Genomic DNA, 17,763 nt, shown 5'->3' with positions numbered 1-17,763 from the left:
AATAACTTAAATTATTGACTAATATGACGTGCAAAAGCAATAAAAAACAACTTAAATATTCGGTAATTAATGACATGTTCAACAATTAAAAAATGAGTTAATATAAGTATATGTATAAATATTAATCACGAATTAGGCTGTTCGTGGTGAGTAAAGTGGAGGAATATCACAAAAAAGAAAGGGTAAGGAATATGGTGAGATTTAGAACAAGACTTGTTGCTGTGACATGTGCAGTTGCAATGGTTGGCTCATTCTGGGGAAGTGCAGGGGCAATAGTCTCAGCTGATGCATCAGAGCCGTCTGCGGAAATGGCGTGGAGCATCACTACAGACAAACTGGTATTTGACACTGGCGCAGATGCCAAGTGGACAGATAAAATTTATGCCAGCAATGATGAAGGTACATACCCAGAGTTAGGCAGGATCGATGATGTGTCTGTGGGTAAAAAGGCTGTGCTCACGGCAAATGTAACACTTAATGGAGATTTTTCAGGATTGGATGGTGCGGAGGCTGCTGACGGAACGTATAATGTGATCCAGCTTTCCTGTGCAATCAAGACTGGCGATGGATGGACATACACCAAGTCTGATGATTATCCATTCCTTAAAGCGGAAAATTTTACAGATGGCAAGACACAGGTATCATTTGCATTTGATGTGGAGGATACAGGAGCTGTGAACGAGATAATATTCCAGTACAATTCAAACTCTGCATATACTGGAACAATATCAATATCTGATGTAGAGATTCAGAGTGATGATTCAGGAGAGGAGCCTGATGGTGGAGAAGAGCCAGGTGGCGGATCATCAGCAACAGGAAATGTGACAGGTGTGGCAGCACCTTCGATCACAGACAATACAGTATGGAGCAGTTCAGATGCAGTTCTCACATTTGACGCTGTTTCAGATAAGACATGGAAAGATAAAGCGTATGCCAGCAATGACAGCGCTACATATGCCGACATGGCGAGAATAGAGGGGGCAACTGTAGGTGAAAAGGCGAAACTCACAGCGACAGTTTCTCTCGACGGCGATATATCAGGCCTTGATGGTGCCGAGGCATCAGATGGATCGTACAATGCGATCCAGCTTGCATGTGCCATCAAGACAGGCGATAGCTGGACATATGTCAAGTCAGATGACTATCCATTTTTAAAGAGTGAGAACCTTACAGATGGCAAGTGCAGCGTAGAGTTCAACTTTAACGGAGTGGATGCAGGCGATGTTCAGGAGATCGTATTCCAGTACAATGCAAACTCAGCATTTACAGGAAAGGTTCTCATCGGCGGCGTTGCAGTTGACAAGGTAGAGAGTGGCAAGAAGCCGACAACATCAGAGACTGAGGTTGGAAATTTTGCAGATGCAAGCCTTGTGTTTGACACAGCGAGCGATGCAAAGTGGACAGACAAGGCATTTGCCAGCAATGATACAGGAAGCTATACAGATATTCCTACAGTAGACAATGTCAAAGTTGGAGCAAAGGCAAAGCTCACAGCTACAGTTACACTTGATGCAGATGCAACGGGACTTGATGGTGCCGAGGCGTCAGACGGGTCATATAACGCGATACAGCTTGCATGTGCCATGAAGACAGGCGACAGCTGGGATTACGTCAAGTCAGGCGACTATCCGTTCATCAAGGCTGAGAACTTTGTCGATGGCAAGTGCGATATATCATTTGCATTTGATGTATCAGAGGTGGGAAATGTGCAGGAGATCGTATTCCAGTACAATTCCAACTCAGCATATGCTGGCAAGATCACAATAAGCAACGTTAAGGTACTTGATGTTAAGGAGAGCAGCGGCGGACTTGAGCAGAGAGATCCTGCTGTGATCTCAGATCTCTCATCGGCTGAGGATTATGACAAGTGGAGCACAGAGGCCGGATATGCATACAAGCACGGCGATGCAGCCAACAAGGCAGGTACTGCCACACCTGACATATCATATGACAGTGCAAATGAGAGACTTAAGGTTTCTGTTGACTACTCAGCAGATTCAACTTCCTCCTGGAGTGAGGCAAAGGTTAAGTGTGTTCCTACAAAGGCTATGGATGTGAGCCAGTACAACCAGCTCAGTGTGGATATCATCTACCCGGCAAAGCTCAAGGGAAGCAAGATCAAGTTTTTTGCAAATGGAATAATAAATAAAGATACAACCATTGACGATGATGCAGAGGATATCGGCGATGGATTAAAGAAGGCTACAGTTACTATGGGATTTACTCCGACAGATAAACCACTCACAGATGTGACAATAGGAATCATAGGAAGCAGCACAAGCTTCAAGGGCAATGTATATCTTGATAATCTTGTTCTGTCACAGGCAGATACAACAAAGAATTTTGTTGAGATAACAGAGACTCCTGGTGCTGGTTCACCAGCGGATCTTTCACAGATGCCATCATCAGTTAGAGTGAGTGATGCGAATGCTGCAGACAGTGCAAAGGCACTTGCGGCATACCTGAATACGCTCATGAACAGCGATCAGGTTCTGTTCGGACATCAGAATGATGTGAGCAGAAGCGTAAATCCACAGGCGTCACTCGGTGATGTATATGATGTGACTGGACAGGTCAGCGGTGTGTTCGGAATCGACTCACTGGCAGTTACAGGCTCGGAGGCAGGCGGTTCAGACGTGGCTTCGGCACTGGCAAACTCAGTGGCATACAGCAAGACTGCAGCGGCAAATGGTGCGATCGTGTCATTGTCAATGCATATGCCAAACTTCTCCAGCTCCAAGATAGTGAAGAACTCGGATGGAACATACAGTTTCTACGGATGTGATTTCTCAGAGTCCAAGGATCTGTCAAATGACATAGTAAAGCAGATTCTCCCAGGTGGAGAGTACAATGAGGTATTTACAGCTTACCTCGATGTGATCGCAGACTACGCATCACAGCTTCAGGCTGCAGGAATACCTATCATGATCAGACCATTCCACGAGAATACAGGAAGCTGGTTCTGGTGGGGATCAATGAACACAGCTGAGACATACAAGTCTCTCTACAGATATACCAAGGATTACATGGAGCAGAGCGGTGTACACAACCTTCTCTGGGTATACTCGCCAAACGGACCTATCACATCAGAGGCAGCTTACATGTCATACTATCCAGGCGATGAGTATGTAGATATCCTTGCATTTGACTACTACAACGATTACAATTCGTATCCTGCAGCTGCAGACAATTCTTTCTTTGACAGTCTTGATACAACATGTAATATCGTGTCATCAATAGCTGCAAAGAGGGGCAAGATACCAGCCATCGCTGAGTGCGGTGTCAGAGTCATGAAGAAGGATGGTTCAGACAACGAGGGACTTCTCGTAAAGGGTAATCCGGTTGGAACAGAGGCTTCAGGAAAGAACTGGTATCAGGAAGTCAACGACATTGCGAAGAAGAACAACATGCCATACTACCTCGTATGGGCCAACTTCGGAGACAGCAACTTCTATGTACCATACAAGTATGACGACACACATGGACAGGAGCTTATAAATGACTTCATAAAGTACTACAACGACGACTCATCAATATTTGGTGGCGATACAGGATTCTACAGTAACATGGGAACCCTTGCAGGAGTATCTGCAAATACATACACGGGCCAGATGGGTTACATGGTATATCCATTTGACAGAGATACCATCCTCAAGGCGACAACACTCAAGGCTGGTGTTAAGAATGCATCAAAGGTTCAGTTCATTATCAACAATCCTGATACAGGTGTTAAGCTTACACTCAACGCTGAGGCTGGAGCCGAGATTGCCGCTGCAGGATCAGAGCCAGCACTTTACACGGCTGATCTTACAGAGAAGAATCTCAGCAAGCTTGGAAAGACAGATACAGCAACCATCACACTCCTGGCAGATGGCGAGCAGCTCGCACAGCTGTCACACATAAGCCTTGGAAAGGCCAAGGATAAGGCTCCTGTAAATGTCATCGAGGACTTCGAGTACTATTCAGGAAGCGACGGACTTCTGGATTCCACATACACATCTAACTCAGCCGCAGGATGCAGCTCAAGCTTTGTTCTTGACAAGACTCATAAGAACGGTGGCACATACGGCGGTGCGTTCAAGTATAAGCTTGAGACAAATGGATCAGAGGTGTGGACAGGAAGGATCAAGTCAGAGCTTACAAACAATGATTTCTCAAAGTATAATGCGCTTGAGATGTGGGTACAGCCGGACGGTATGGGACAGAAACTTGTGATCCAGATCACAGATGGAAGCGGCGAGGAATTTGAGGTATACCTCACAGATTTCGTAAAGGGAACAAAGGCACAGTATGTTACTATTCCATTCAGCTCATTCAAGGGTAAGAAGGGTGGTACACTCGATGCATCGGATATAGTCAAATTTGCTGTATGGTGCAACTCGATCGTGCCGGAGGATCACACTGGCAAGTGGACAGTTGACTCAACTATCTACTTTGATGGAATCCAGGCAGTGAAGCTCACAGATGATATGCTCAAGAAGAATCCAGTGGACAAGAATGGACTTATCATAACAGATAAGTCACTGGTTAAGAAGGATGAGGCAGATCCGGGTAAGGCCAATCCAACAACAGAGGCTCCAACCACAGAGAATCCAACCACAGAGGATCAGACTACCGAGGCTCCAACAACTGAGAAGCCTGGCAATGACGACAAGACAACTGAGGCTACCACAGCAGCAACAACGGATGGAAGCACAGGTGGAAATGGACAGAACGTGGTAAATACAGGAGATAAGTCACCTGTAGACGTAATGTTTGCGATAATGATAGCATCACTTATCATGGCTGGTGCAGGCTATATCGTTATCAAAAAGGATAAGAAGTAATACTCATTTTAGCCATACAAAGAGCCCCACTGTCGGCGGTGATGAAGACCACCGGCAGTGGGGCTTTATTTGTTGGTTTATATTTGTATGCAATATCAGTTTGCAGCACGTCTCTTCTCAACAAGCTTCTCAACAGGGGTTGTGAGATACATTATGGAGAGCATCAGTGTACAGCAGAACCAGATGATAGGCTCTGTGATGGTAACTCCGAGATATCCAAGTCTTGGAGTGAGGATCATAACCGCAAGTACCTTGCCGATCAGCTCTATAGTGGATGACATGACCGGAACGATCTTCCTGCCCATTCCCTGCATTGCACATCTCAGGACGAACAGAGGACCAAGTACATAGAAGCACGTCACGCCGATCCTTACATATCTCACGGCCGGATCTATGATGGCACTGGCAGATGTACCTGCAACCAGCTTTATAAGTGCCGGGCTGAGCAGCCAGCCGAATATTATCATGACAGTGGTTATGATCGTGTTTATGATGATCGCAGCCCTCACACCCTGATGTACCCGGTCGTATCTGCCTGCGCCCATATTCTGGCTTACATATGTCGTCACGGCATTTCCTACTATATATAACATGAACATGAGGATATCAAATATCTTTCTTGCCGCTGTGTGGGCGGTTACTATATCAGTTCCGAGTCCATTGATGGCTCTCTGGAGTATGACCGTTCCGATGTTCACTATACAGCTCATAAATCCCATGGCAAGTGCGGACTGTATGAGGTCTGCCCGATCACTCTTCTCTACGGAGTATTCATCCTTCTCCGGAATCAGATGCTTTGCCTTCACAAGTATATAGATCAGGGCAAGTATGCCCGCCAGCGCCTGTGATATATCGGTGGCGATGGCTGCACCCCGTACTCCCATGTCAAATGCCCTTATAAACATAAGATCCAGAACGATATTGAGTACAACTGATATACCGAGGAATATAAGAGGCGTCTTGCTGTCTCCGACTGCACGCAGTATGTTGGCGCACAGATTATATAATGAACAGAATATAATTCCAACGATTATGATTATAACGTAGCTTGCTGCCATATCCAGTATGTCGTCCGGTGTTTTGAGAAGTACCAGGATAGGCCTTATAAATATGAGACTCAGAACGGTCAGGACAATGGATGCCAGCAGTGTCATGATGGCCGATGCACCGATACATCTTCTCATATTGTGATAGTCCTTTGCACCATAGTATTTGGCTATAGGGATGGCAAGTCCCATGGTTCCGCTGTTGAGGAAGCCTATTATCATATTCGAAATGACTGAGGTTGCGCCAACCGCGGCGAGTGCCTGTGAGCTTACGTAGTTGCCCACGATGGCTGAGTCTGTAAAACTGTATAACTGCTGTGCGATCTGTCCCAGTATCATAGGAACAGCAAATAACCATATGACTTTCATTGGTTTTCCGACTGTCAGATCTTTCATATATAATAACCCTCCTTATTTTTTTGCGCCTGATATTCGATTGTACAACAGTTCGCGATAAAGTCAATGTGGTTTTTGCTTAATTTTAAAGAAAAATGTTTTATTTTGTTATATAAAATGTTATGTTAAAGTGTAACGATTAAAAATTGCTTGATTGTGCATACTAACATTTGACATATATTATAGAAAGAAATGGAAAATATGGAAAAGAATAACATACAAAAAAATAAGCGTAACAGGAAGAGACATGCGGAGCTCGAGAGAATGGCGTTATACGCAGTGGGCGTCATTCTGCTGGGACTGGTCATAGGCCTTGCTGTGAAAAACTACAGACTTAAGAGTAAACTGGATAATCGTAATGAAAAGGACTCGGTTGTCACAGGAACATCGACGGACAGTGATAATACGAATGGCGATGCCTCAGCAGCAACAACAGAAAAGGCTGCGGAACTCAAGGTTCAGGGAACTGTGGAATGTACAGACATAGCGGTTCCGGAGACGGAGCAGGAAGAGAATTATAATGGTGAGGATCTGGCGGACAATGGCTGTCCGTATGCCATCAAGATAAACAGACAGGAAAATATAGTTACTATATACAAGCTGGACGCTGCTGGATATTACACCGTTCCGGTTAAAGCCATGCGCTGTTCGGTATCACCGGTGGGAGAAACTCCAGTCGGACTGTTCAACATACAGCTAAAGTGGGACTGGCTTGCACTGTTTGACAACTGTTATGGCCAGTATGTGTCACAGATAGACGGTGACACTCTGTTCCATTCCGTACCATATCTTGACACCACAAAGGATTCTCTTGAGACATGGGAATTCAACAAGCTTGGAACAGGGGCATCACTGGGATGCGTCAGACTGTGTGTTGCAGATACCAAATGGATATACGAGAACTGTGAGGCCGGAACATATGTGGATATATTTGACAGTAATTACTATGGACCACTTGGAAGACCTGTGCCGGTGACCAGACTGGATAACACTGATGAGACCGGATGGGACCCGACAGACATGGTTGAGGAGAATCCGACCGCAGGAACAGCCGTGATATACGGTGCGGAGAGCCACAGCATAAACCAGGGCGAGAACTATGACACAATGGCGGGAATATGGGCCTTCAATTCACAGCGTGAGGATGTAACGGACCAGTTGAAGGTTGAGGGAACCGTGGACAATATGAAGCTGGGGAAATATACAGTAAAGTACAGCTTTACAGATCAGGGCAAGGAGATATGGAAGAGTATCGAGATAACAGTGGAGGATGATGAAGCCCCTGTTATAACAAGGGTTCCTGTGGAGATAAAGCTGGAGAGTTACAATGGACAGGCTGATGAGCTTGCAGAGCTTGTTGCATCTTATGTGAACGCACAGGATGGTGATACACTGATAAGGACAGGAGTGGCCACAGATGGCAATGGCAAGACTCTGGATGGACAGGCACTCACAAGTCTTGGACAGGACGTTATATGCGTGGCTGTTAACAAGATGGAGTCTAAGGCGGGCAGCTATACAGTTGTGTGCTGTGCGCAGGACAGCAGCGGTAACAGATCATCCTATCACACAGTCACAGTCACCGTTGAAAAGTAGAGGTGGATCATGGCAGACAGGAAAAGTACGATTTATGATCTCGAAGCAGAGAAGATAAAGGAAAAGATAATCATATTTGCCGCCGATACAGGTGGATATACACAGAAAGAGGTCTCACTGGAGATACAGGCATCCCTGGACGAGCTCACGGAGCTCATAGACACAGCCGGAGCCGAGGTCGTGGGACGACTGGTGCAGAACAGGGACCGCATTGCAAATGACCTGTATCTGGGAAGAGGAAAGGTTGAGGAGCTCAGGGAGATGATATATGAGCTGGGCGCCACAGGAGTGTGCTGTGATGACGAGCTGTCACCGGCACAGTTGATGAACCTTCAGGACGCACTGGACATAAAGGTTATGGACAGGACAATGGTCATTCTCGATATATTTGCAGCACATGCTGGAAGCTACGAGGGCAAGCTGCAGGTGGAACTTGCACAGCTCAAGTTCAGAGCCACCAGACTTGTTGGAATGAGAGATTCGCTGTCGAGACTGGGCGGCGGAATCGGAACGAGAGGACCCGGAGAGAAGAAGCTGGAGATAGACAGACGAGTCATAAGGGACAGGATCTCCAGACTGAAGGCGGAGCTCAGGAACGTTGAATCTCAGAGAAGCCAGCAGAGAAAGCAGAGACAGAGGAGCGCTGTGCCGGTTGTGGGCATAGTCGGATACACAAATGCGGGCAAGTCGACCCTGCTGAATGCACTCACGGGGGCAGGAGTATTACAGGAAGACAAATTATTTGCGACCCTTGATCCTACGACAAGAGGATACAAGCTGCCGGGCGGACAGAATATACTGCTCACCGATACGGTCGGTTTTATAAGGAAGCTGCCGCATCATCTGGTCGAGGCTTTTGGCTCCACTCTGGAGGAGGCAAAATACTGTGATGTCATCCTTCATGTTGTGGACGCATCGGATGAAAACTGGGATAAGAACATAGAGACGGTGTACAGCACATTAAAGCAGCTCAAGATAGAAGAGAACTCGGGAAAACCTGTGATAACTGTATTCAACAAGATAGACAGAATATCAAAGGATGATCTGGTGGGTGTGCGCGATCTGAGAGCGGACAAGACTCTGTATATCTCGGCTGCCACGGGACAGGGACTCCCGGAGCTTGCCAGTGCGATAGAGGAAATACTCAGAAATCAGAAGTCATATATAAGGCATACATTTGCATATTCTGAAGCAGGACTCACAGGACTTATCCACAAATATGGTGAGATCCAGACAGAGGAATATCTGGACGATGGCATATTTATAGAAGCTTATGTTCCAAAGTCAATACTTGGAAAACTTGGACTCAGTTTCGACGATGAAGCTGATTTTTAGTGCCGGCAATGTGGCGTATCAGGCGTTAACGTGCCATTTCACATTGCTTACATAATATGAAGAGATAATAAAAAATGTTTACATTTTATAAGTATTTGTGTAAATTTACAGAGGAAGGATAATGGTTATTCACACAGAAAGGGAGATATTATGAGTGATAATAACATGAATCAGATGCCGGACGGAATGAATCCTAACGGCGCCGATGGTCCACAGCCATCACAGAATCAGCAGGGCGATGCGGGTCAGCAGTATAGCGCAGACCAGCAGTATGCAGGACAGTACGGTCAGCAGCAGTACGATGCAAACCAGCAGTACGCAGCAGATCAGCAGTACGCAGGACAGTACGGCCAGCAGCAGTATGGAGCGAACCAGCAGTACGCAGGACAGTACGGTCAGCAGCAGTATGGAGCGAACCAGCAGTACGCAGGACAGTACGGCCAGCAGCAGTATGGAGCAAACCAGCAGTACGCAGGACAGTACGGCCAGCAGCAGTATGCAGGACAGTATGGCCAGCAGCAGTACGATGCAAATCAGCAGTTTGCGGGTCAGCAGTTTGCAGATCAGTACGGTCAGCAGATGAATGCACAGCAGAGTGTATATGATCAGACCGTGAACATGTATGGTGATCAGGCGCACAAGCCTGAGTCTCCAAAGAAGAGAAAGGGTATCAAGATAGCCATAATAGCAGTTGTGGCAGCGCTTGTTATCATAGCAGCACTTGTTGTTGTATTCTTCGTGTTCATCAAGAAGAGCCCTAAGGATGCGGTCAAGGATGCGATGGAGAACACAGCAAAGGAACTTGAGAACAATAATATTGCAGGTATCGTCGGAGCAGATGACATAGATGTCGACAAGCTGGACGTTCAGTCAGATTTTACCATCGACAAGGTTGCCGGAGATGGTCAGCTCGACGGTTCAACATTTACATTTGACGCAAGCACAGCCAAGAGCGACGGACAGAACAGCTTCAAGCTTGGTTCTTCCATGACACTGGCAGGCGAGACAGTCAGTGCGGATGTTGTAATGATCGGTCAGACGCTCTATATGTCATGTCCTGATCTCTTTACCAAGACATTTTCATTTGACATGAACAGTGTTATGGCAGAGCTCGACAGCAAGGATGCGGGAGCCGGCGGTTCAGTTGACAGCGAGGCTCTTCAGAAGATCATAGATGAGGATCTCAAGCCGGCTGCAGATAAGCTTGCAGAGTCCATAACATATGAGAAGGTCGGCAAGGATGAGTTTACAAATGCAAATGGCAAGACCATCAAGGCAGACCACTACACAGTGACAATCACAACAGACGCTATAGATGAGTTCTCACAGGCACTGGTTGACTGTCTGAACAAGTACATGGACAGCAATCTGTCAGATGATATGATGGATCAGATGGGTGTTACAAAGGATCAGCTCAAGCAGTCCATCGGCACTATTCCATCTCTGGTCAGCGCAGTAATGACAAAGGATGCCGTTGCAAATGTATACGTAGAAAACGACAAGGTGATCCGTGTTGACTGGGATTATGATCTTGCAGCAGCAGGCGTTAAGATTTCATTCACAGCAGATTACATGGGTGACGGAAATGTCACATCAGATGCTGTAACAAAGATAGCACTTACATACGGTTCAGATGTAAATATAGAGCTCAAGAGTGAGTCAAAGACTGACACATCAGGAGATAAGATATCAACTGACAAGAAGTACACATTATCAGCAATGAGCGGCGGAGAGAGCCAGGAGTTCACAGGAAATGTGACATCAGACTATGACAAGAACAGCGGTAAGATGAGTGGAAGCATATCTGTTGATGTACAGGGTGAGACTGCTCAGGCTGTATTTGAGGGTGTCCTTGCAGATGTCAAGAAGGGCGAGTCATTCAGCATAAATGATGCAAAGCTCACAGTTACAGTATCAGGCGAGGATGTTCTTCAGTGCTCAGGAAATCTCAAGGTAGCAGAGAAGGACAACAAGATAGAGGCTCCTGCAGCAGGAGATGTGGTTGATTACTCAGTTCTCAACAGTGATGATGTAGATCAGTACATCAACATGGATAAGATGGAAAAGATCGTATCAGCATGGAGCGAGATATTTGACTCAGTAAGTGTTGACGGCAGACTTGACGGAAAGTTCGGCACCGACTCAAAGGATACTGAGGAGGAAGAGCCTGAGACAACAGAGGCAGCTACAACAGAGGAAGCAACCACAGAGAAGTCAAATGACAGCACAGAGGAGAAAGACCTTTCAAAGGTTACATTAAGCCTTGGCGATAAGTCAGTAAAGATCAATGATCCAAAGGGATACGAGAGAAGCTATGCTTCAGAGTATACCATATCTTATAATGATGAGAAGGGCGATGTATATGCAAGCTATTCTACATATACACACTATTCAGCAAGTGATCTTGTGAAGAACATGAAGGATACTTACACAGAGTATTACAACGATGAGAACTCCAAGGTCAACGAGATGACAGATGGCACAGTGAAGGCAAAGGATGGCACAGAGGTAACATATCTTGTGATACAGCTCACATCATATGATATGGACAGAACAGAGGTGCTGTTGGTATATCCTACAGGCGAGGATGTAGTCACATGTTCTATCAGCTACTGGGATAAGGTCGACAAGGTTGACGCGCAGAAGCTGTGTGAGACATTCATGGATGCAATTGAGATAAAGTAATAGCTGTACAGCGTGCAGGGAAAATGTGAAAAAGGCAGGAGGCAGTGATGAAGGTCGTTAATGTGAAGAATGTGGCGATAGGAGAGGGAATGACTAAGATCTGTGTACCTCTGGTAGCTCCGACGGATTATGATGTGGACTATCAGTTGAGGATCATAGCGAAGTCGGAACCAGACATGGTGGAATTCAGAGCGGATATGTACGAGAAGTGCTTTGACAGAGAGGCACTTATGAAGACTCTGGCGAAGATCCATGATAAGCTGGGGCAGTTCCCTATTATATTTACATTCCGAACAAAGGGCGAGGGTGGCTGCATGGAGGCAACACTCAGCCAGTATCACGACCTTCTTATTGACGCTATAGACAGTGGATATATAGACATCGTGGATATAGAATATTTCTCCGACATGGAGATTGTGGATGAAGTCATAGCGGAGGCTCATTCCAAGGGCGTGTATGTCATAGTGTCTAATCATGATTTCAAGACTACTATACCTATGGAACAGATAGTTGACAGATTTAAGTCCATCATATTCACAGGTGCAGATATAGCCAAGATAGCCATGATGCCTGAGGAGGGATCGCAGGTCGTAGATATGATGCAGGCTGCAAAGGAACTGCAGGATAGAGGAAATCAGACGCCTCTCATAGTTATATCCATGGGCGAGCTCGGCGTGGAGACGAGAACCACAGGCGAGATGTATGGCAATACAGTATCATTTGCCACGGCGGGAATACCTTCCGCTCCGGGACAGATATCTGTGGATGCACTCAGGAGCCAGCTCACCATGATACATCACATTATAGCTGGTAAATAATAATAATTATATGATGCTATTATTCTGGAAGTCACGGATGAATGCCGTGGCTTCCATTTTTTTAGTGTTGTGTGGCTTGTTTCGCAGATATATGGTATTATGACATAAATGTTCCGGGGCCTTGTATGGCAGACGGCGGCTAAGGAGATAAGAATATATGGAAGAAAAGATACACAAGAGGAGAGTGCACTACAGTGGCACCCATCCGAAGAGGTTTGAGGAGAAATACAAGGAGCACGATCCTGAAAAATATGCGGATACGATAGAGAAAGTCATAAGCAAGGGAAGTACCCCGGCAGGGATGCACATTTCAATATGTGTAAATGAGATACTGGATTTCCTTCAGATACAGCCGGGACAGCAGGGGCTTGATGCGACACTGGGCTATGGTGGTCACACAAGGCGTATGCTTGAGAAGCTTCAGGGAAAAGGTCATATGTATGCACTGGATGTTGATCCTATAGAGATAGTGAAGACGAAGCAGAGACTGTTTGAAGCTGGATACGGAGAGGATATACTCACGATAAAGCAGACAAATTTCAGGAATATCGACCAGGTGGCAGAGGAGGCCGGGGGATTTGATTTTATCCTTGCGGATCTCGGAGTGTCTTCCATGCAGATAGACAATCCAGACAGGGGATTCACATACAAGTTTGATGGACCACTTGATCTGAGGCTTGATCCGGAGAAGGGTGAGTCGGCGGCGGAGCGTCTACGGGAGGTTTCGTATGAGGAACTCGTTGGGATGTTCCAGGAGAACTCGGACGAGCCTTATGCGGAGGAGATCGCTACGGTCATCATGAAGAGAAACCGAACTAAGAATTATGTGGAGACCACCACGCAGATGAAGGATGCAATCGAGGAGGCATTGGCATTTGTGCCGGAGAAGGACAGAAAAGAGGCTGTAAAGAAATCCTGTCAGAGGTGTTTTCAGGCTCTGCGAATAGATGTGAACAGTGAGTTTGAGGTTTTGTATGATTTCCTTGACAAGCTGCCGGATGCGCTCAGACCTGGTGGAAAAGTGGCGATACTGACATTCCATTCAGGTGAGGACAGACTGGTAAAGAGAGCGTTCAAGGCGGGAGCGAAGGCTGGTGTTTACAGCGAAGTCAGCAAGGATGTCATCAGACCGTCAGCGGAGGAGTGCGCCCGCAATCCGAGAGCAAGATCGACGAAGATGAGATGGGCTGTAAAAGCAGAATAAAGGACACAGAAAGGCGACATCGTCTGTATATCATGATGGCACTTTTTCGGTATTGATAAGCTCCCAGTAAATGCGTAACAGGCATACGGAGGATAGTAAAAATGTCCGTGATAATTTAGGTAGGACATTTATAGAAATCATAATAAAATTTTCATATATAATACAAAAATATTCATATTTTTTTGATGTAATCGGTATGATATACTTCAAAATGTAGTGATAACTTGCATATATAAAAAGAAACCATCGTAAGGATAATTTTAAGAGAGGTATCAATATGGGAGATTATAAGGCAGCAGAGAATAGATATAAGAATGTTGAAGGTACAGGATTTTACAGACATTGCGGAAAGAGCGGTCTCATGATGCCGCCTCTGGCACTTGGTCTCTGGCACAACTTTGGAACAAATGACGATTATGAGAATATGAAGAAGATGTGCTTTACCGCATTTGACAACGGAATAACACATTTTGATATAGCAAACAACTATGGCCCGGTGTACGGAAGTGCGGAGGAAAACTTTGGAAAGATACTCAGAGAGGAACTGGGTGCGTACAGGGATGAGCTGATAATCAGTACGAAGGCCGGATTCGATATGTGGGAAGGCCCTTACGGCAACTGGGGCAGCAGAAAATATCTCATAGCAAGTCTTGACCAGAGCCTTAAAAGACTTGGCATCCCATATGTGGATATATTCTATCATCACAGAATGGATCCGAACACTCCACTCGAGGAGACCATGGGAGCAATGGCGCAGATAGTGAAGAGTGGAAAGGCACTTTATGTCGGACTCTCCAACTATGACGGACCTACCATGGCAAAGGCGGAGCGCATACTTGATGAGCTTCATGTGCCATTTGTGATAAATCAGAACAGATACAGCATACTGGACAGATCTGTCGAGAACAATGGGCTTTTGAAGCAGACATACGCATCAGGCAAGGGACTCATATGCTTCTCGCCTCTGGCACAGGGAATGCTGACAGACAGATACCTGAAGGACATGCCGGCGGACAGCAGGGCTGTGAAGGACGGAAGATTCCTTCATGAGGATCAGGTGCTTGAAACTAGACCTCTCCTCAACCAGTTAAATGAGATCGCAGCCGGATATGATATGAAGCTATCAGAGCTTGCCATAGCATGGCTGCTGAACAAGCCGGAGGTCACAACAGTGCTGATCGGTGCTTCAAAGCCTGAGCAGATCATCAGCAATCTCAAGGCTGCTGAAAAGCAGGCACATACAGTCATGACCGATGACGAATTACAGAAGATCGAGGATGCCGTTGCAGCATTTGGAAGATCATAAAATAGGCAAAACTTTCTTTTCATACCCCTCGCAGGAGAAGCCGGATAGAGCTTCTCCTGTTTTTTATATCTGTGCAGACGTTGGGAGAAGTCTGTGCTGTTACAAATACATAAAAGTATGGTATTATATCACACAGAATCTATGTTACGGAGAAAAACTGGTGAAGGAATATATAAATGAAGCACTTGAAAAATATATAGAGAAGGGTACATACCCGTGGCACATGCCTGGGCACAAGAGACAGCCGATAGAAGCCGTCCAAAATGTTGATAACATTTCAAAATCCCGGGAAAACTTCTGGAACGGGGTGTATGCACATGATTTCACTGAGGCTAAAGATCTTGACGACATGCATGAGCCGGAGATGTTCATAGCGGACAGTATTGCCGAGATGAAGAAGGTGTATGGAACATTTGCAACATATATGCTGGTGAACGGTTCCACATCCGGACTTATGACAGCTATACACGCCACCTGTCACAGGGGAGACGTGATACTTGCGGCAAGAAACTGCCACAAGGCGGTGTACAACGCTATCTGTATGTTGGAGCTTGAGCCCGAGTATATAGTGCCGGATTATGTGAGTATGAGCTGGCCTGACGGTGTGGGTCAGAATGAAGTCGGAGCAATATCGAATGGAATGTCAGATGATGGAGAAGATGACTGCGAAATATCGGAAATGATGGCTCCAGGCGATGAAGATGATCGTGAAATGTCAGAGAGGACAGACATACTGGGTGACATATCGCCGGATAAGCTGGAGCTTGCTCTTAAGGAATTGGTAGCAGATGGCAGAAAGCCAAGAGCGGTGATAATCACATCGCCGACATATGAGGGTGTCATATCTGATATAAGGACCATAGCCGGGATAGTACACAGGTATGGAATATATCTCATTGTGGACGAGGCACAGGGAGCACATCTGAACTTCATGGAAGGACATGAGACCGCCATGCAGCAGGGCGCGGATATTGTCATCGAGAGCCTGCACAAGACCATGCCTGCACTTACCCAGACATCGCTCCTTCATGTGATGAATCCGAAACTTGATGAGAGAGTCAGGAGATATCTGCAGATATTCCAGACATCATCACCTTCGTATATATTTATGCAGAGCATGGAGAAGGCAGTTGCATTTGGCGCAAATAACAGAGATGAATTTGCCAGGTATGGGCGGAGGCTTGAGGCATTTGCCGGGAAATGTGATGGGCTCAGAAATATACGGCTGTTCAGACCTGATGCTTCCTCAGTGAAAAATGATGAGATCTGTAATGCGTGTAAAGTGTTCGACCATGATGAGGGCAGACTGGTATTTGTCGTGAGACCGGGAACTGTAGACGAGTCGGGACAGAAATTTACAGGGGTTATGCTTGCTGAAATTCTGGCGGACAGGTATGGGCTGATTGTTGAGATGGCATCGGTGAGTTATGTCATTTGTATATCATCTGTTGTGGACAGTGCAGACAGTTATGATATACTATTTAATGCGGTGGCTGAGATAGACGGGAACCTTGGCTATGAGCCGGATAAAACAGACCGGCAGGAGCTGGATATCATATCCGGCAGAAGGTCAGCTATGCCGCCGGGAACCGCGTGGGACAGATCAGTGGAGAGCGTGCCGATTAAGGGTGCGGCTGGAAAGGTGTCGGGGGCATTTGTATATGCATATCCGCCGGGAATACCTGTGCTGGCGCCGGGAGAGGTTGTTGACCGGCAGGCAGTGAACGGAATAAAGTCCATGATAGACAGCGGACTTAATGTGGCAGGAGTCAATGACGGTTATATCAAAGTGCTGTGCGGAGAATGATATGTAGCATTATGATCTGGAAGGTTTGATAAGAATCACAATATAAATATGAAAGGTGTACATGTGCAGGAACAGCATATGGCAGGGTTAGGATATGAAAGGAATATTTATAACTATAGAGGGCCCGGACGGAGCGGGCAAGACCACACAGAGGGAGCTGCTTAAGGAATATCTGGAGAAGAAAGGCTATGACGTGCTGATAACCAGAGATCCGGGGGGAAATCCCATAAGTGAGGCGATCCGCGAGGTTATATTGAACAAGGATTTTACAGAGATGGGATATATGACTGAGTTGCTTCTGTATGCTTCGGCGAGAGCACAGCTTGTGAAAGAGAATATCAAGCCTGCACTGGATGCCGGTCAGGCGGTGATTGCAGACAGATTTGTGGACTCATCCGCTGTGTATCAGGGAATCGGAAGAGGACTCGGAGTTGACACGGTGTATAAGGTAAATGAATTTGCACTTCAGGGAATCATGCCGGATATGACATTCCTCATGGATCTTGACGCCCAGGAGGGAATATCCAGAAAGAAGAACCAGGCTGAACTTGACAGAATGGAGAATGAAAAAATGGAGTTCCATCAGAAGGTCGTGGATGGATACCGCATGCTTGCGGATATGCACACTGAGAGAATAGTGAAGATAGACGCTACTTTACCTATTGATGAGATTCATGGTATAATAGTAGGGTATGTAGAGAAGAAACTTAATCTTTAATATATTTTGATTTTGGAGAAGGTCAG

Annotated in this window: 10 protein-coding genes; 9 read left to right on the top strand and 1 reads right to left on the bottom strand. The window is 46.1% G+C overall.

Annotated features, from left to right (window positions below; all coding sequences use genetic code 11):
* Positions 1-191: 191 nt before the first annotated feature.
* Positions 192-4,826 (top strand): glycosyl hydrolase, encoded by a 4,635-nt coding sequence (locus DW159_RS07640; protein WP_117549844.1) that lies wholly within the window; start codon positions 192-194, stop codon positions 4,824-4,826.
* Between the two features lie 95 nt (positions 4,827-4,921).
* Here DW159_RS07640 and DW159_RS07635 read toward each other — a convergent pair whose 3' ends face one another.
* Positions 4,922-6,268 carry an MATE family efflux transporter gene (locus tag DW159_RS07635; protein WP_117549842.1) on the bottom strand — a complete coding sequence of 449 codons (1,347 nt, stop codon included), beginning with the start codon at positions 6,266-6,268 and terminating at the stop codon, positions 4,922-4,924.
* A gap of 201 nt (positions 6,269-6,469) precedes the next feature.
* On the opposite strand from DW159_RS07635, the gene DW159_RS07630 reads away from it, so the two are divergent.
* From DW159_RS07630 to tmk, 8 genes are all read left to right on the top strand, one after another.
* Entirely contained in the window at positions 6,470-7,864 is a 1,395-nt protein-coding gene (locus DW159_RS07630) for a L,D-transpeptidase family protein (RefSeq protein WP_117549840.1), read from the top strand.
* A gap of 9 nt (positions 7,865-7,873) precedes the next feature.
* The gene (hflX, locus tag DW159_RS07625) at positions 7,874-9,199 is read left to right on the top strand and encodes a GTPase HflX (protein WP_117549838.1); all 1,326 of its coding nucleotides are present in this window, start codon (positions 7,874-7,876) and stop codon (positions 9,197-9,199) included.
* A gap of 150 nt (positions 9,200-9,349) precedes the next feature.
* A complete protein-coding gene (locus DW159_RS13690; RefSeq protein ID WP_187115858.1) occupies positions 9,350-11,884 on the top strand; it encodes a hypothetical protein in 2,535 nt (844 codons plus the stop codon).
* A gap of 47 nt (positions 11,885-11,931) precedes the next feature.
* Positions 11,932-12,702, top strand: coding sequence for a type I 3-dehydroquinate dehydratase (gene aroD, locus DW159_RS07615; RefSeq protein ID WP_117549836.1), 771 nt, complete (start codon positions 11,932-11,934; stop codon positions 12,700-12,702).
* 157 nt (positions 12,703-12,859) lie between these two features.
* Complete coding sequence (rsmH, locus tag DW159_RS07610; RefSeq protein WP_117549834.1) at positions 12,860-13,906, top strand: 16S rRNA (cytosine(1402)-N(4))-methyltransferase RsmH; 1,047 nt, start codon at positions 12,860-12,862, stop codon at positions 13,904-13,906.
* A 277-nt stretch (positions 13,907-14,183) separates the two neighbouring features.
* Positions 14,184-15,212, top strand: a complete 1,029-nt coding sequence (locus tag DW159_RS07605) for an aldo/keto reductase (protein WP_117549832.1) — start codon at positions 14,184-14,186, stop codon at positions 15,210-15,212.
* Between the two features lie 160 nt (positions 15,213-15,372).
* Positions 15,373-17,019, top strand: coding sequence for an aminotransferase class I/II-fold pyridoxal phosphate-dependent enzyme (locus DW159_RS07600; protein WP_158547593.1), 1,647 nt, complete (start codon positions 15,373-15,375; stop codon positions 17,017-17,019).
* 94 nt (positions 17,020-17,113) lie between these two features.
* Positions 17,114-17,737: a dTMP kinase gene (tmk, locus tag DW159_RS07595; protein ID WP_055146089.1), complete on the top strand. Its 624-nt coding sequence runs from the start codon at positions 17,114-17,116 to the stop codon at positions 17,735-17,737.
* The last annotated feature ends 26 nt before the right edge of the window (positions 17,738-17,763 follow it).

Origin of the sequence: Coprococcus sp. AM14-16, assembly GCF_003434675.1 — a bacterium.
In the GTDB taxonomy this organism is placed as follows: Bacteria; Bacillota; Clostridia; order Lachnospirales; family Lachnospiraceae; genus Coprococcus; species Coprococcus aceti.
Note: the sequence above shows the minus strand (reverse complement) of the source record. Positions and strands in the feature narration are given on the sequence as shown.

Excerpts from the sequence above, each read along its gene's own strand:
- DW159_RS07640 (WP_117549844.1), top strand. The coding sequence starts at position 192 with ATGGTGAGATTTAGAACAAGACTTGTTGCTGTGACATGTGCAGTTGCA.
- DW159_RS07635 (WP_117549842.1), bottom strand. The coding sequence starts at position 6,268 with ATGAAAGATCTGACAGTCGGAAAACCAATGAAAGTCATATGGTTATTT.
- DW159_RS07630 (WP_117549840.1), top strand. The coding sequence starts at position 6,470 with ATGGAAAAGAATAACATACAAAAAAATAAGCGTAACAGGAAGAGACAT.
- hflX (WP_117549838.1), top strand. The coding sequence starts at position 7,874 with ATGGCAGACAGGAAAAGTACGATTTATGATCTCGAAGCAGAGAAGATA.
- DW159_RS13690 (WP_187115858.1), top strand. The coding sequence starts at position 9,350 with ATGAGTGATAATAACATGAATCAGATGCCGGACGGAATGAATCCTAAC.
- aroD (WP_117549836.1), top strand. The coding sequence starts at position 11,932 with ATGAAGGTCGTTAATGTGAAGAATGTGGCGATAGGAGAGGGAATGACT.
- rsmH (WP_117549834.1), top strand. The coding sequence starts at position 12,860 with ATGGAAGAAAAGATACACAAGAGGAGAGTGCACTACAGTGGCACCCAT.
- DW159_RS07605 (WP_117549832.1), top strand. The coding sequence starts at position 14,184 with ATGGGAGATTATAAGGCAGCAGAGAATAGATATAAGAATGTTGAAGGT.
- tmk (WP_055146089.1), top strand. The coding sequence starts at position 17,114 with ATGAAAGGAATATTTATAACTATAGAGGGCCCGGACGGAGCGGGCAAG.